This window comes from Pseudomonas sp. B14(2017) (assembly GCF_002113255.1).
GTDB lineage: Bacteria > Pseudomonadota > Gammaproteobacteria > Pseudomonadales > Pseudomonadaceae > Aquipseudomonas > Aquipseudomonas putida_Z.
The window spans coordinates 81,058-96,773 of the sequence record NZ_NEJY01000009.1; the positions used below are offsets into that span (position 1 = coordinate 81,058).

Here is a 15,716-nt window from a genome sequence, read left to right on the forward strand (position 1 = left end):
CCCTATCGCCGGCAAGCCAGCTCCCACAGGATTACCACAGGCCTGAGCATTGTGGGGTTACCTGTGGGAGCTGGCTTGCCGGCGATAGGGCCGGGAAGGCCGTGCGAAAATCTCCAGGTTCCCTGTCATAAAAAACCCAACCGCGAGGATGGCAAATGGCCTACGCTGTGCTTGTCTGGGTTGATTTGCGCCTTATCTGCTCTGTGACAGGGACTCCATGAAGGGACATCGCACTCTAGAAGCGCCAAAGTTGCTCGGCATCACCTGGCCCTTCATCGCCGTTGTGGTCTTCCAGGTAGCCTTGGGCAGCCTCAGCCTTTATACGCTCTCGGCCGTGCGTGCCTATGTCGCGGGCGAAAGCCTTTGGTCCAAGGCGCAGAAAGACGCCATCTACTACCTCAACCTGTACGCCGAAACCCGCGACGACAGCACCTACCATCGCTATCGCCAGGCCATCACCGTGCCCCAGGGCGACCACCAGCTGCGCGAAGTGCTGGACCAGCCCAGCCCCGACCTGGACGCCGCGCGCCAGGCCGTGCTGCAAGGCGGCAACCACCCCGACGATGTCGAGCGGATCATCTGGTTCTACCGCAACTTTCGCAACGTCAGCTACATGCAGACGGCCATCGACTACTGGGACATCGGCGACGACTACCTGGGCAAGCTGGATATGCTGGCCATGGAAATGCGCAGCAGCTTCGCCGCTGGCCCGGTCGACGCCCGCACGGTCAGTGACTGGAAGGCGCGCATCGTCACCATCAACGAAGGGGTTACCCCGGCCGCCAAGGCGTTCAGCGATGCCTTGGGTGAGGGCTCGCGCATGCTGCTGCGGGTGCTGCTGATTACCAACCTGCTGACCGCGATGTTCCTGATTGCCATTGCCTGGCGCCGCTCCAGCAAGCTGTTGGCCCAGCGCCAGGCCTTTGCCAGTGCCCTGCAGGAAGAAAAGGAGCGGGCGCAGATCACCCTGCAGGCCATTGGTGATGCGGTGATTACCGCTGACGTGGAGGGCAGTATCGGCTACATGAACCCCGCCGCCGAGCAACTGACCCACTGGCAGGCCGGCCATGCCCAAGGCCTGCCGCTGTCGGCGCTGTTCAGCCTGGTGGACGAGCAGGCCGAGGAAGAGGGCCGCAGCCTGGTCGAACAGGTGCTCAGCGGCAGCCTCAAGGGTGGCGCCGAACATGCCCGGCTGATCCAGCGTCTGGACGGTAGCACCGTGTCGGTCAACCTGGTCGGTTCGCCGATCGTCAATGACGGCCAGGTCAGCGGCATCGTGCTGGTGCTGCACGACATGACCCAGGAGCGCCAGTACATCGCCAACCTGTCCTGGCAGGCGACCCACGATGCCCTGACCGGCCTGGCCAACCGTCGCGAGTTCGAATACCGCCTGGAGCAGGCGCTCAATGACCTGGCCCGCCAGGCCGGGCGGCATTCGCTGATGTTCCTCGACCTCGACCAGTTCAAGCTGGTCAACGATACCTGCGGGCATGCCGCTGGCGACGAGCTGCTGCGGCACATCTGCGCCGTGCTGCAGTCCGGCCTGCGCGAAGGCGATACCCTGGCCCGGCTGGGTGGTGACGAATTCGGCGTGCTGCTGGAAAACTGCCCGCCCGACCAGGCCGAGCGCATTGCCGAGCAGCTGCGCCAGCTGGTGCAGAGCCTGCATTTCGTGTGGAAAGGGCGGCCGTTCGTCACCACCGTCAGCGTCGGCCTGGTGCACATGGCCCAGTCCCCCGGTACCCTCGAAACCTCGCTGCGCGCCGCCGACATGGCCTGCTACATGGCCAAGGAAAAGGGCCGCAACCGCGTGCAGGTGTACCATGCCGACGACAGCGAGCTGTCCATGCGCTTTGGCGAAATGGCCTGGATCCAGCGCTTGCACGTGGCCCTGGAAGAAAACCGCTTCTGCCTGTACGCCCAGGAAATCGCCCCGCTGAAAACCTTCGAAGGCCCCGGCCATATCGAGATCCTGCTACGCCTGCACGACGAAAGCGGCCGTACCATCCTGCCCAGCAGCTTCATCCCGGCGGCCGAGCGCTACGGCCTGATGACCGCGCTGGACCGCTGGGTGGTGCGCAATGTGTTCCTGGTCATCCGCCAGTGCCTGGACGAAGGGCGCGAGGGGCCGCTGTCGATCTGTGCGATCAACCTGTCGGGGTCGAGCATTGGCGATGACAAGTTCCTCGAATACCTGCAACGCCTGTTCGTCGAATACGCCATTCCGCCGCGGATGATCTGTTTCGAAATCACCGAAACCAGCGCCATAGCCAACCTTGGTAGCGCCATCCGCTTCATCAACGAGTTGAAGGGGCTGGGTTGTCGCTTCTCGCTCGATGATTTCTGCGCCGGCATGTCGTCGTTCGCCTATCTCAAGCATTTGCCCGTGGATTACCTGAAGATCGACGGTAGTTTCGTCAAGGATATGCTCGACGACCCGGTCAACCGGGCCATGGTCGAGGTCATCAACCACATCGGTCACGTAATGGGCAAGCGCACCATTGCCGAATTCGTCGAAACACCCTTGATCGAGCAGGCCTTGCAGGAAATTGGCGTGGATTACGCCCAGGGCTACCTCATCGAACGCCCTCAGGTGTTCACCTGTGACAGTCTGCAGCGCCAACGGATCGCCGCCCGGCCTCTGTTGCAGCGGGCACCTGGCACGTTTCGCTAGCTAGAAATCACAAGGATCAAGGAGCTGAAAGTGATTGACGCATTCGTTCGTATCGGGCCTTTGATGGATCCCGCCAGCTACCCCCAATGGGCCCAGCAAATGATTGAAGACTGCCGCGAGAGCAAGCGCCGGGTAGTCGAGCATGAGTTCTACGCGCGCCTGCGCGACGGCCAGCTGAAGCAATCGACCATTCGCCAGTACCTGATCGGTGGCTGGCCGGTGGTGGAGCAGTTTTCGCTGTACATGGCTCACAACCTGACCAAGACCCGCTATGGCCGTCATCAGGGCGAAGACATGGCGCGGCGCTGGCTGATGCGCAACATCCGTGTCGAGCTCAACCATGCCGACTACTGGGTGAACTGGTGCCAGGCGCATGGCGTGCACCTGCACGAGCTGCAGGCCCAGGATGTGCCGCCAGAGCTGAATGGCCTGAATGACTGGTGCTGGCGCGTGTGCGCCACCGAGAACCTGGCCATTTCCATGGCGGCGACCAACTACGCCATCGAAGGTGCGACCGGCGAGTGGTCAGCGGTGGTGTGCTCCACCGACACCTATGCGCTGGGCTTCCCGGAGGATCAGCGCAAGCGGGCGATGAAGTGGCTGAAGATGCATGCCCAGTATGACGACGCGCACCCGTGGGAGGCGCTGGAGATCATCTGCACCCTGGCCGGCGAGAACCCGACCCAGGGGCTGCGCAATGAACTGCGCAAGGCGATTTGCAAGAGTTATGACTGCATGTACCTGTTCCTGGAGCGGTGCATGCAGCTGGAAGGGCGCCAGCAGGGGCGCATGCGCCCGGTGTTGGCAGCGGGCTGATCGCTCTCCAGTCCCGGCCTCTTCGCGGGCTCGCCCGCTCCCACAGGTATGGCGCAGTCCTCAAGGGCTGTGGTGATCCTGTGGGAGCGGGCGTGCCCGCGAAGAGGCCGGTGCAGGCTTACTGGGCGTTGAACGCCTGCCCATTCACCCCTTTGCTGTCCGGCCCCATCAGGTACAGGTACACCGGCATGATCTCTTCCGGCAGCGGGTTGTTCTGCGGGTTTTCGCTAGGGTAGGCCTGCGCCCGCATCGCCGTGCGCGTGGCACCCGGGTTGATGCTGTTGGAGCGCACCGGTGCCACGCCTTCCAGTTCATCGGCCAGGGTTTGCATCAGGCCCTCGGTGGCGAACTTGGACACACCATAGGCGCCCCAGTAGGCCCGGCCCTTGCGCCCGACGCTGCTGCTGGTGAACACCACCGAAGCGTCTTCCGACAGCTTCAGCAGCGGCAGCAGGGTGCTGGTGAGCATGAAGGTGGCATCGACGTTGATGTGCATCACGCGCATGAAGTTGTCACCCGACAGCTGCTCCAGGGGCGTGCGCGGGCCGATGATCGAAGCGTTGTTCAGCAGGCCGTCGAGGCGACCGAACTGGTCTTCGATCATCACCGCCAGTTCGTCGTACTGGTGGGGCAGGGCGGTTTCCAGGTTGAACGGGATCACCACCGGTTGCGGGTGTCCGGCGGCTTCGATCTGGTCGTAGACCTCGTTCAGGTTGGCCTCGGTCTTGCCCAGCAGCAGCACGGTGGCGCCCAGCGCAGCGTAGGCCTTGGCGGCAGCGGCGCCGATGCCGCGGCCGGCACCGGTAACCAGGATGACCCGGCCTTGCAGCAGGTCGGGGCGGGCGGTGTAGTCGAACATCAGATTTTCCCTTGTTCATTGGGCAGCGCCGATCCCTGTGGGAGCGGGCAAGCCCGCGAACACCGGCGAAGCCGGTGCCATCCACCTCAGGGCCTGCTTCGCGGGTGAACCCGCTCCCACAGGGGCTGTGCTGCGGTCTAGACGGGGTTCAGCAGCCGCACAGCGCGCTGTCGATCACTTTGCGCAGTTCCAGCGGGTGGTCCACCACCACGTCGGCGCCCCAGTTGTTGGGGTTGTCCTCTGGATGAATATAGCCGTAGCGCACCGCCGCCGTGCGGGTGCCGGCGTCGCGGCCAGACTCGATGTCGCGCAGGTCGTCGCCGACGAACAGCACGCTGGCCGGGTCCAGGCCGAGGGTCTTGCAGGCGAGGATCAGCGGCTCGGGGTCGGGCTTGCTGTTCTTGACGTGGTCCGGGCAGATCAGCAGCGCCGAACGCTCGGCCAGGCCCAGTTGCTGCATGATCGGCTCGGCGAAACGCACCGGCTTGTTGGTGACCACGCCCCACAGCAGGTTGCCTTTCTCGATGTCGGCCAGCAGCTCGGCCATGCCGTCGAACAGCTTGCTGTGCACCGCGCAGTCGCGCTGGTAGCGCTCGAGGAACTCCAGGCGCAGGGCCTCGAAGCCTTCGGCCTTCGGGCTCATGGCGAAGGTCGCGGCGACCATCGCCCGGGCGCCGCCGGAGATCACGTCGCGGATCAGCTTGTCATCGACGGCCGGCAGGCCGCGCTCGGCGAGCATGGCCTGGCAGATGGCGATGAAGTCCGGCGCCGTGTCGAGCAAGGTGCCGTCCATGTCGAAGAGTACTGCTTGCAAACGCATGCTTATTCCTCGCGCAGGGTCTGGATCATGTAGTTGACGTCGACGTCGCTGCTGAGCTTGTAGTGCTTGGTCAGCGGGTTGTAGGTCAGGCCGATGATGTCCTTCACCTGCAGGCCGGCAACGCGGCTCCAGGCGCCCAGCTCGGACGGGCGGATGAACTTCTTGAAGTCGTGGGTGCCGCGCGGCAGCATCTTCAGGATGTACTCGGCGCCGACGATGGCCAGCAGGTAGGCCTTGGGGTTGCGGTTGATGGTGGAGAAGAACACCTGGCCGCCAGGCTTGACCATGCGGTAGCAGGCGCGGATGACCGAAGACGGGTCGGGTACGTGCTCGAGCATTTCCAGGCAGGTGACCACGTCGAACTGTTCGGGCATTTCCTCGGCCAGGGCTTCGGCGGTGATCTGCCGGTATTCCACCTGCACGCCCGACTCCAGCTGGTGCAGCTGGGCCACGGCCAGTGGCGCTTCGCCCATGTCGATGCCGGTGACCGTGGCGCCGCGCAGGGCCATCGCCTCGCTGAGGATGCCGCCGCCGCAACCCACGTCCAGCACTTTCTTGCCGGCGAGGCTGGCGCGCTCGTCGATCCAGTTGACGCGCAGCGGGTTGATTTCGTGCAGCGGCTTGAACTCGCTTTCGCGGTCCCACCAGCGGTGGGCCAGCGCTTCGAACTTGGCGATTTCGGCGCGGTCGACGTTGCTCATTAGAACAGTCCTCTGAAACTTCGCAAAATTGCGCCGGAGTATACCCGAGCGCTCGGCCCCGAGGGTCGCTATAATCGCCGGCTTTTGATATCCGAACGACGGGGAGAGGCGATGCGCGAGCGACTTTTGGCGGCGGAGAAGGTGACCGGGATCCGCTGGCAGGGCGGCGTCTTGCACCTGCTCGACCAGCGCCTGCTGCCGTCGGAAGAGCGCTGGCTGGCCTGCGACAATGTCGCGCAGGTGGCAGCGGCGATCCGCGACATGGCCGTGCGCGGTGCCTCGGCCATCGGCATTGCCGCGGCCTATGGCCTGGTGCTGGCCCTGGAAGAGCGGCTGGCCGAGGGTGGCGACTGGGAAATGGACCTGGAAGAAGACTTCCTTGTCCTGGCTGAAGCGCGCCCTACCGCCGCCAACCTGTTCTGGGCGCTGAACCGCATGCGTGAGCGCCTGCAGCGCCTGCGTCCGGACGAAGGCGTGCTGGCGGCGCTGGAGGCCGAAGCGGTGGCCATCCACGAAAGCGACCGCGAAGCCAACCTGACCATGGCCCAGCACGGTATCGAGCTGATCCGCCGCCATCAGGGCAACGCCCAGACCCTGCTCACCTACGGCAACGCCGGCGCCCTGGCCTGTGGTGGTTTCGGCACCGCGCTGGGGGTGATCCGCGCCGGTTACCTGGAGGGCATGGTCGAGCGGGTGTATGCCGGTGAGACCCGCCCCTGGCTGCATGGTTCGCGCCTGACTGCCTGGGAACTGGCCAACGAAGGCATCCCGGTGACCCTGTGCGCCGACTCGGCGCTGGCCCACTTGATGAAGAGCAAGGGCATCACCTGGGTGGTGGTGGGCGCGGACTGCATCGCCGCCAACGGCGACGTGGCCAGCAAGATCGGCACGTACCAGCTGGCGGTCAGCGCCATGCACCACGGCGTACGTTTCATGGTGGTGGCGCCGAGCACCAGCATCGACCTGAACCTGGCCACGGGCGAGGACATCCCGCTGGAAGAGCGCGCTGCCGACGAGTTGCTGGACATTGGCGGCACCCGCGTGGCGCCGGATGTCGAGGTGTTCAACCCGGTGTTCGACGTGACCCCGGCCGACTTGATCGACGTGATCGTGACCGAGCGCGGCATCGTCGAGCGGCCGGATGCCGCCAAGCTGGCACAATTGATCTGCCGCAAGCGCCTGCACTGACCGGAAACCTCGCTGGCCTCTTCGCGGGCGCGCCCGCTCCCACAGGGACACCACCACTCTCGAGTGTTGCGATATCCCTGTGGGAGCGGGCGTGCCCGCGAAGAAGCCAGTGAAAATCCGAAGATTCAACCTCGTGTGAGGCCACCTGCCACATCTCCCCACCGCCCCTGCCTTTGTGATAACATCCGGCAGTTTCCAAGACCGCCCACCACGGCGGCCTTCATTGCGCAGATCCATGGCACAACTCATTGATTTGTCGTAAGTCGTCGCACCCTTATGCGCTGCGGCGGCGAGCTTCGTTCGGCCCTTGATGGAGCTGCGAAGTTTCACCAGAAAAAGGAATCAGGCTTCTCATGGGCGAACTGGCCAAAGAAATCCTCCCGGTCAATATCGAAGACGAACTGAGACAGTCTTACCTCGACTACGCGATGAGCGTGATTGTCGGGCGAGCGCTGCCCGATGCGCGTGACGGCTTGAAGCCCGTGCATCGTCGCGTTCTCTATGCGATGAGCGAACTGGGCAACGACTGGAACAAGCCGTACAAGAAATCCGCCCGTGTGGTCGGTGACGTGATCGGTAAGTACCACCCGCACGGCGACACCGCGGTCTACGACACCATCGTGCGTATGGCCCAGCCGTTCTCGCTGCGCTACCTGCTGGTCGACGGCCAGGGCAACTTCGGTTCGGTGGACGGCGACAACGCCGCAGCCATGCGATACACCGAAGTGCGCATGGCCAAGCTGGCCCACGAGCTGCTGGCCGACCTGCACAAGGAGACCGTCGACTGGGTGCCCAACTACGACGGCACCGAGCAGATCCCGGCGGTCATGCCGACCCGTATTCCCAACCTGCTGGTCAACGGTTCCAGCGGTATCGCCGTGGGCATGGCGACCAACATCCCGCCGCACAACCTCGGCGAGGTCATCGATGGCTGCCTGGCACTCATCGACAACCCCGAAGTCACCATCGATGAGCTGATGCAGCACATCCCTGGCCCGGACTTCCCGACTGCCGGCCTGATCAACGGCCGCCAGGGCATCATCGAGGCCTATCGTACCGGCCGTGGTCGCATCTACATGCGTGCCCGCTCCGAGATCGAAGACATCGACAAGGTCGGTGGTCGCCAGCAGATCGTGGTTACCGAGCTGCCGTACCAGCTGAACAAGGCTCGCCTGATCGAGAAGATCGCCGAGCTGGTCAAAGAGAAGAAGATCGAAGGCATCACCGAGCTGCGCGACGAGTCCGACAAGGACGGCATGCGCATCGTCATCGAGCTGCGTCGCGGCGAGGTGCCGGAGGTGGTGCTCAACAACCTCTACCAGCAAACCCAGCTGCAGAGCGTATTCGGCATCAACGTGGTGGCCCTGGTCGACGGCCGTCCGCGCCTGCTCAACCTCAAGGACCTGCTCGAAGCGTTCGTGCGTCACCGCCGTGAAGTGGTAACCCGCCGTACCGTGTTCGAGCTGCGCAAGGCCCGCGAACGCGGCCATATCCTCGAAGGCCAGGCGGTCGCGCTGTCCAACATCGACCCGGTCATCGCCCTGATCAAGGCCTCGCCGACCCCGTCCGAAGCCAAGGAAGCCCTGATCTCCACTGCCTGGGAATCCAGTGCCGTGCAGGTCATGGTCGAGCGCGCCGGCGCCGACTCCTGCCGCCCCGAGGACCTGCCGGAGCAGTACGGCCTGCGTGAAGGCAAGTACTACCTGTCGCCGGAACAGGCCCAGGCCATTCTCGACCTGCGCCTGCACCGCCTGACCGGCCTGGAGCACGAGAAGCTGCTGGCCGAGTACCAGGAAATCCTCGAGCAGATCGGCGAGCTGATCCGCATCCTCAGCAGCGCCGAGCGCCTGATGGAAGTGATCCGCGAAGAGCTGGAAGCCATCCGCGCCGAATATGGCGATGCCCGCCGTACCGAAATCCTCGATGCGCGCCACGACCTCAACTACGGCGACATGATCCCGGAAGAAGAGCGCGTGGTGACCATCTCCCACGGCGGCTACGCCAAGACCCAGCCGCTGTCCGCCTACCAGGCCCAGCGCCGTGGCGGCAAAGGCAAGTCGGCTACCGGGGTGAAGGACGAGGACTACGTCGAGCACCTGCTGGTTGCCAACAGCCATGCCACCCTGCTGCTGTTCTCCAGCAAGGGCAAGGTGTACTGGCTGAAGACCTACGACATCCCTGAAGCGTCCCGCGCCGCGCGCGGCCGCCCGCTGGTCAACCTGTTGCCGCTGGAGGAAGGTGAGCGCATCACCGCCATGCTGCAGATCGACCTCGAGGCCCTGCAGCAGAACGCTGACGCCGACGAAGAGCTGGAGGACGCGGAAGACACCGTGCTCGAAGGCGAAGTGGTCGAGGCCGAGGAAGTGGACGAGGAAGACGGCGACACCCCTGAGTGGGTGGCCGAGCCGACCGGCGCCTACATCTTCATGGCCACCGCTTCGGGTACCGTGAAGAAGACCCCGCTGGTGCAGTTCGCCCGTCCGCGCTCCAACGGCCTGATCGCCCTGAAGCTGAAGGAAGGTGACACCCTGATCGCCGCGGCCATCACCGACGGTGCCAAGGAAGTCATGATGTTCTCCGACGCCGGCAAGGTGATCCGCTTCGCTGAAAGCGTGGTGCGCGAGATGGGCCGTAACGCCCGTGGCGTGCGCGGCATGAAGCTGGGCAAGGGCCAGCAGATCATCTCCATGCTGATCCCTGAATCCGGCGCGCAGATCCTCACCGCCTCCGAGCGTGGCTTCGGCAAGCGCACCCCGCTGTCCAAGTTCCCGCGTCGCGGCCGTGGTGGCCAGGGCGTGATCGCCATGGGCACCAAGGGGCGCAATGGCCTGCTGATCGGCGCCATCCAGGTGCAGGAAGGCGAAGAGATCATGCTGATCTCCGACCAGGGCACGCTGGTGCGTACCCGCGTTGGCGAAGTGTCCAGCCTGGGCCGTAACACCCAGGGCGTGACGTTGATCAAGCTGGCTACCGACGAGACGCTGGTGGGCCTGGAGCGCATCCAGGAGCCTTCCGAGGACGAACTCGATGATGTGATCGAGACGGACGAAGAGGGCGTCGAGGCTGAAGCGCCAGACAACGAAGAAGCTGCTGGTGCCGAAGAGGCCCCGCAGGAGTAAGCAAGCGTAAAACCCGAACGGGGCGACCAAGGTCGCCCCGTTTGACTGATCAGGCCAGGTCATTGGGGCCGCTGTGCGGCCCATCGCCGGCAAGCCTGGCTCCCACAGGTTCAGCGCGAGCTTCGAGGTTTGCGCAGTCCCTGTGGGAGCTGGCTTGCCGGCGATGGCCTGCAAGGCAGGCCCATGACAGGCGACACAGTTTTAGTTGGTCAGCACCGAATTACGATTTTGTACCATTTGGCAGAGCGAGAGTGGATGTGAGCAAACGAGCCTTTAACTTCTGCGCAGGCCCTGCCGCGCTTCCTGACGCTGTTCTGCAGCGCGCCCAGGCCGAGATGCTGGATTGGCGTGGCAAGGGCTTGTCGGTGATGGAAATGAGCCATCGCAGCGACGATTACGTGGCCATCGCCGAAAAGGCCGAGCAGGACCTGCGTGACCTGCTGTCCGTCCCCTCCAACTACAAGGTGCTGTTCCTGCAGGGCGGCGCCAGCCAGCAGTTCGCCGAAATCCCGCTGAACCTGCTGCCGGAAAACGGCACCGCCGACTACATCGAAACCGGCATCTGGTCGAAAAAGGCCATCGAGGAAGGGCGCCGCTTCGGCAACGTCAACGTCGCCGCCAGCGCCAAGCCTTACGACTACCTGGCCATCCCGGGCCAGAACGAGTGGAAGCTGACCAAGAACGCTGCCTACGTGCACTATGCGTCCAACGAGACCATTGGTGGCCTGCAGTTCGACTGGGTGCCGGAAACCGGTGACGTACCGCTGGTGGTCGACATGTCGTCCGACATCCTCTCGCGCCCGATCGACGTGTCGCAGTACGGCCTGATCTACGCCGGCGCGCAGAAGAACATCGGCCCGAGCGGCCTGGTAGTGGTGATCGTGCGCGAAGACCTGCTGGGCCGTGCCCGCAGCAGCTGCCCGACCATGCTCGACTACAAGGTCTCGGCCGACAACGGCTCGATGTACAACACCCCGGCCACCTACTCTTGGTACCTCTCGGGCCTGGTGTTCGAATGGCTGAAAGAGCAGGGTGGCGTCGATGCCATGGAGCAGCGCAACCGCGCCAAGAAAGACCGCCTGTACGGTTTCATCGACAGCAGCGAGTTCTACACCAACCCGATCAGCCACAACGCCCGTTCGTGGATGAACGTGCCGTTCCGCCTGGCTGACGAGCGCCTGGACAAGGCCTTCCTCGCCGGCGCCGATGCCCGTGGCCTGCTCAACCTCAAGGGCCACCGTTCGGTAGGCGGCATGCGTGCCTCCATCTACAACGCCCTGGGCCTTGAAGCAGTCGAAGCCCTGGTGGCCTACATGACCGAATTCGAGAAGGAGCACGGCTGATGTCCGAGCACGAACTGAAGGCGCTGCGCGTTCGCATCGACAGCCTCGACGAGAAGATCCTCGAGCTGATCAGCGAGCGCGCCCGTTGCGCCCAGGAAGTGGCCAAGGTCAAGACCGCCTCGCTGGCGGAAGGCGAAAAGCCGGTGTTCTACCGCCCCGAGCGTGAAGCCGCCGTGCTCAAGCGCGTGATGGAGCGCAACAAGGGCCCGCTGGACAACGAAGAGATGGCGCGGCTGTTCCGCGAAATCATGTCGTCGTGCCTGGCCCTGGAAGAGCCGCTGAAAATCGCCTACCTCGGCCCTGAAGGCACCTTCACCCAAGCTGCGGCCATGAAGCACTTCGGCCACGCGGTGATCAGCCGGCCGATGGCGGCCATCGACGAAGTGTTCCGCGAAGTGGCGGCCGGTGCCGTCAACTTCGGCGTGGTGCCGGTGGAAAACTCCACCGAAGGCGCGGTCAGCCACACCCTGGACAGCTTCCTCGAGCACGACATGGTGATTTGCGGCGAGGTCGAGCTGCGCATCCATCACCACCTGCTGGTGGGCGAGAACACCAAGACCGACAGCATCACCCGCATCTACTCCCACGCCCAGTCGCTGGCCCAGTGCCGCAAGTGGCTGGACGCGCACTACCCGAACGTGGAGCGCGTGGCCGTGTCGAGCAATGCCGAGGCGGCCAAGCGGGTCAAGGGCGAGTGGAACTCGGCGGCGATCGCCGGCGACATGGCGGCCAACCTGTACGGTTTGACCCGCCTGGCCGAAAAGATCGAAGACCGCCCGGACAACTCCACGCGCTTCCTGATGATCGGCAGCCAGGAAGTGCCGCCGACCGGCGACGACAAGACCTCGATCATCGTTTCGATGAGCAACAAGCCGGGTGCCTTGCACGAGCTGCTGGTACCGTTCCACCAGAACGGCATCGACCTGACCCGCATCGAGACCCGCCCATCGCGCAGCGGCAAGTGGACCTACGTGTTCTTCATCGACTTCGTCGGCCACCACCGCGACCCGCTGATCAAGGCGGTGCTCGAGCAGATCAGCCAGGAGGCTGTGGCGCTGAAGGTGCTGGGTTCGTATCCGAAGGCGGTGCTTTGATCGAAGATTGCCGGGGCCGCTGTGCGGCCCATCGCCGGCAAGCCAGCTCCCACAGGGGCCGCACAAATCTCATGGCATGCGCCGTACCTGTGGGAGCTGGCTTGCCGGCGATGGGCTGCAAAGCAGCCCCCTGCGGTCTCAAAGACTGTCCTGACTTCTGAACAGGGTTCGCACCAGTGGTAAAAGCAGTAACAACCAAACCCGCACCAATCATCAACCGCCTGGTCGTGGTCGGCCTCGGCCTGATCGGTGGCTCGTTCGCCAAGGGCCTGCGTGAAAGCGGCCTGTGCCGCGAAGTGGTCGGTGTCGACCTGGACGCGCCCTCGCGCAAGCAGGCCGTGGCCCTGGGCGTGGTCGACCGCTGCGAAGAAGACCTCGCTGCCGCCTGTGTCGGTGCCGATGTCATCCAGCTGGCCGTGCCGATCCTGGCCATGGAAAAACTGCTGGCCCGCCTGGCCCAGCTCGACCTTGGCGATGCCGTCATCACCGACGTCGGCAGCGCCAAGGGCAATGTCGTGCGTGAGGCGCGTGCCGTCTTTGGGGAGCGCCTGCCGCGCTTCGTCCCCGGCCACCCCATCGCCGGCTCCGAGCAAAGCGGGGTAGAAGCCTCCAACGCCACTCTGTTCCGCCGGCACAAGGTCATCCTCACGCCGTTGGCCGAAACCGACCCGGCCGCCCTGGCCCTGGTCGACCGCCTGTGGCGCGAGCTGGGCGCCGATGTGGAGCACATGTCGGTCGAACGCCACGACGAAGTGCTTGCCGCCACCAGCCACCTGCCGCATCTGCTGGCCTTCGGCCTGGTCGATTCACTGGCCAAGCGCAATGAAAACCTCGAAATCTTCCGGTACGCTGCGGGAGGCTTCCGCGATTTCACGAGAATCGCCGGCAGCGACCCGACCATGTGGCACGACATCTTTCTCGCCAACCGCGACGCTGTCCTGCGCACGCTTGATACATATCGCAGCGATCTCGACGCCTTGCGCGACGCGATCGCTGAAGGGGACGGGCACCAACTGCTGGGTGTATTCACCCGCGCACGCGTTGCCCGCGAGCATTTCAGTAAAATCCTGGCCCGCCGGGCCTATGTGGACGCTATGAACGCCAACGATCTGATTTTCCTGGCCCAACCGGGTGGCCGCCTGTCAGGGCGAATCCGCGTACCGGGCGACAAGTCGATTTCCCACCGCTCGATCATGCTCGGCTCGCTGGCCGAAGGCACCACCGAGGTCGAAGGCTTCCTCGAAGGTGAGGACGCGCTGGCGACCCTGCAGGCATTCCGGGACATGGGTGTGGTCATCGAAGGCCCCAACCACGGTCGCGTGACCATTCACGGCGTCGGCCTGCACGGCCTCAAGCCGCCACCCGGGCCGCTGTATGTGGGCAACTCGGGTACCTCGATGCGCCTGCTGTCGGGCCTGCTGGCCGGCCAGCCGTTCGACGTGACCATGACCGGCGACGCGTCGCTGTCCAAGCGCCCGATGAACCGTGTGGCCAACCCGCTGCGCGAAATGGGTGCTGTGGTCGAGACCGGCCCTGAAGGCCGCCCGCCGCTGACCATCCGCGGTGGCCACAAGCTCAAGGCGCTGACCTACACGCTGCCGATGGCCAGTGCCCAGGTCAAATCCTGCCTGCTGCTGGCCGGCCTGTACGCCGAAGGCAAGACCACCGTCACCGAGCCTGCGCCAACCCGTGACCACACCGAGCGCATGCTGCGCGGCTTCGGCTACAGCGTCGACAGCAACGGCCCGGTGGCCTCGCTGCAGTCCGGCGGCAAGCTCACTGCCACCCGTATCGAAGTACCGGCCGACATTTCCTCGGCGGCGTTCTTCCTGGTGGCGGCATCCATCGCCGAAGGCTCCGAACTGGTGCTGGAGCACGTTGGCATCAACCCGACCCGTACCGGCGTGATCGACATCCTGCGTCTGATGGGCGGCGACATCACCCTGGAAAACCAGCGTGAAGTCGGCGGCGAGCCGGTGGCCGACCTGCGTGTGCGCGGTGCCAAGCTGAAGGGTATCGACATCCCTGAAGAGCTGGTGCCACTGGCCATCGACGAGTTCCCGGTGTTGTTCGTCGCCGCTGCCTGTGCCGAAGGGCGTACCGTGCTGCGTGGTGCCGAAGAGCTGCGGGTGAAGGAATCCGACCGTATCCAGGTCATGGCCGACGGCCTGATCACCCTGGGCATCAAGTGCGAGCCTACCCCGGACGGCATCATCATCGACGGCGGCCAGTTGGGCGGCGGCGAAGTGCATGGCCACGGTGACCACCGTATCGCCATGGCCTTCAGCGTTGCCTCGCTGCGCGCCAGCGCACCGATCCGCATCCACGATTGCGCCAACGTCGCCACCTCGTTCCCCAACTTCCTGGCGCTGTGCGCCGAGGTGGGCATCCGCGTGGCGGAAGAGGGCAAGTCGTGAGTGCCCTGGCGCCGGTCATTACCATCGACGGGCCAAGCGGCTCGGGCAAGGGTACGGTCGCCGGGCTGCTGGCCCGCGAGCTGGGCTGGAAGTTGCTGGACTCTGGCGCGCTGTACCGTCTGCTGGCGTTCAACGCCAGCAACCACGGCGTCGACCTGACCAACGAAGAGTTGCTGACCAAGCTTGCCGCCCATCTGGATGTGCAGTTCATCGCCGCCGAGCCCGGTAAGCTGCAACAGATCATCCTCGAGGGCGAGGACGTCAGCAACGTCATCCGCACCGAGACCGTCGGTGCCGGTGCCTCGATGGTTGCTTCGCTGCCGGCCGTGCGTGATGCACTGCTGGTGCGTCAGCGCGAATTCCGCGAGGCGCCGGGCCTGATCGCCGACGGCCGCGACATGGGCACAGTGGTGTTCCCGGACGCACCGTTGAAAGTCTTCCTCACCGCCAGCGCGGAGGAGCGGGCGCGTCGCCGCTACCTGCAGTTGAAGGGCAAGGGTGAAGATGTTAGTCTGTCGAGTCTGCTGGATGAGATTCGTGCGCGTGATGAGCGCGACACCCAACGTGCAGTGGCCCCGCTGAAGCCAGCGGTCGATGCCATTCAGTTGGACTCTACCGAGTTGTCCATCGAGCAGGTGTTGCAACGTATCAGGAGCGAGATCGCACTGCGCGACCTTCTCTGATA

Annotated in this window: 11 protein-coding genes; 8 read left to right on the top strand and 3 right to left on the bottom strand. The window is 64.6% G+C overall.

Translation table 11 applies throughout. The features are described from left to right. Positions 1-217 precede the first annotated feature (217 nt). Together CAG34_RS11140 and CAG34_RS11145 are read left to right on the top strand one after the other, a co-directional pair. The gene (locus CAG34_RS11140; protein ID WP_025338095.1) at positions 218-2,674 is read left to right on the top strand and encodes an EAL domain-containing protein; all 2,457 of its coding nucleotides are present in this window, start codon (positions 218-220) and stop codon (positions 2,672-2,674) included. 30 nt (positions 2,675-2,704) lie between these two features. Continuing rightward, positions 2,705-3,490 carry a TenA family transcriptional regulator gene (locus CAG34_RS11145; protein WP_085589986.1) on the top strand — a complete coding sequence of 262 codons (786 nt, stop codon included), beginning with the start codon at positions 2,705-2,707 and terminating at the stop codon, positions 3,488-3,490. A gap of 118 nt (positions 3,491-3,608) precedes the next feature. Here CAG34_RS11145 and CAG34_RS11150 read toward each other — a convergent pair whose 3' ends face one another. From CAG34_RS11150 to ubiG, 3 genes are all read right to left on the bottom strand, one after another. Beyond that, complete coding sequence (locus CAG34_RS11150) at positions 3,609-4,349, bottom strand: YciK family oxidoreductase (RefSeq protein WP_025338096.1); 741 nt, start codon at positions 4,347-4,349, stop codon at positions 3,609-3,611. A 148-nt stretch (positions 4,350-4,497) separates the two neighbouring features. Continuing rightward, on the bottom strand, positions 4,498-5,169 hold the full coding sequence (gene mupP, locus CAG34_RS11155; RefSeq protein ID WP_085589988.1) for an N-acetylmuramic acid 6-phosphate phosphatase MupP: 672 nt from the start codon (positions 5,167-5,169) through the stop codon (positions 4,498-4,500). A gap of 2 nt (positions 5,170-5,171) precedes the next feature. Beyond that, positions 5,172-5,870, bottom strand: coding sequence for a bifunctional 2-polyprenyl-6-hydroxyphenol methylase/3-demethylubiquinol 3-O-methyltransferase UbiG (gene ubiG / locus CAG34_RS11160; RefSeq protein ID WP_025338098.1), 699 nt, complete (start codon positions 5,868-5,870; stop codon positions 5,172-5,174). Positions 5,871-5,981: 111 nt separating this feature from the next. Here ubiG and mtnA point away from each other — a divergent pair, with 111 nt between their 5' ends. The 6 genes from mtnA to cmk all read left to right on the top strand — a co-directional run bounded on the left by mtnA (position 5,982) and on the right by cmk (position 15,714). Next, positions 5,982-7,058 carry an S-methyl-5-thioribose-1-phosphate isomerase gene (gene mtnA, locus CAG34_RS11165; RefSeq protein ID WP_025338099.1) on the top strand — a complete coding sequence of 359 codons (1,077 nt, stop codon included), beginning with the start codon at positions 5,982-5,984 and terminating at the stop codon, positions 7,056-7,058. A 353-nt stretch (positions 7,059-7,411) separates the two neighbouring features. Continuing rightward, positions 7,412-10,177, top strand: coding sequence for a DNA gyrase subunit A (gene gyrA / locus CAG34_RS11170; RefSeq protein WP_085589990.1), 2,766 nt, complete (start codon positions 7,412-7,414; stop codon positions 10,175-10,177). Between the two features lie 257 nt (positions 10,178-10,434). Next, positions 10,435-11,520, top strand: coding sequence for a 3-phosphoserine/phosphohydroxythreonine transaminase (gene serC / locus CAG34_RS11175; protein ID WP_025338101.1), 1,086 nt, complete (start codon positions 10,435-10,437; stop codon positions 11,518-11,520). After that, positions 11,520-12,614, top strand: a complete 1,095-nt coding sequence (pheA, locus tag CAG34_RS11180; protein ID WP_025338102.1) for a prephenate dehydratase — start codon at positions 11,520-11,522, stop codon at positions 12,612-12,614. Before serC ends, pheA begins: the two co-directional genes overlap by 1 nt. Positions 12,615-12,823: 209 nt before the next feature. Then, positions 12,824-15,031, top strand: coding sequence for a bifunctional prephenate dehydrogenase/3-phosphoshikimate 1-carboxyvinyltransferase (locus CAG34_RS11185; RefSeq protein ID WP_256573550.1), 2,208 nt, complete (start codon positions 12,824-12,826; stop codon positions 15,029-15,031). Next, the gene (cmk, locus tag CAG34_RS11190) at positions 15,028-15,714 is read left to right on the top strand and encodes a (d)CMP kinase (RefSeq protein ID WP_085589994.1); all 687 of its coding nucleotides are present in this window, start codon (positions 15,028-15,030) and stop codon (positions 15,712-15,714) included. Before CAG34_RS11185 ends, cmk begins: the two co-directional genes overlap by 4 nt. The last annotated feature ends 2 nt before the right edge of the window (positions 15,715-15,716 follow it).

Excerpts from the sequence above, each read along its gene's own strand:
- CAG34_RS11140 (WP_025338095.1), top strand. The coding sequence starts at position 218 with ATGAAGGGACATCGCACTCTAGAAGCGCCAAAGTTGCTCGGCATCACC.
- CAG34_RS11150 (WP_025338096.1), bottom strand. The coding sequence starts at position 4,349 with ATGTTCGACTACACCGCCCGCCCCGACCTGCTGCAAGGCCGGGTCATC.
- mupP (WP_085589988.1), bottom strand. The coding sequence starts at position 5,169 with ATGCGTTTGCAAGCAGTACTCTTCGACATGGACGGCACCTTGCTCGAC.
- ubiG (WP_025338098.1), bottom strand. The coding sequence starts at position 5,870 with ATGAGCAACGTCGACCGCGCCGAAATCGCCAAGTTCGAAGCGCTGGCC.
- mtnA (WP_025338099.1), top strand. The coding sequence starts at position 5,982 with ATGCGCGAGCGACTTTTGGCGGCGGAGAAGGTGACCGGGATCCGCTGG.
- gyrA (WP_085589990.1), top strand. The coding sequence starts at position 7,412 with ATGGGCGAACTGGCCAAAGAAATCCTCCCGGTCAATATCGAAGACGAA.
- pheA (WP_025338102.1), top strand. The coding sequence starts at position 11,520 with ATGTCCGAGCACGAACTGAAGGCGCTGCGCGTTCGCATCGACAGCCTC.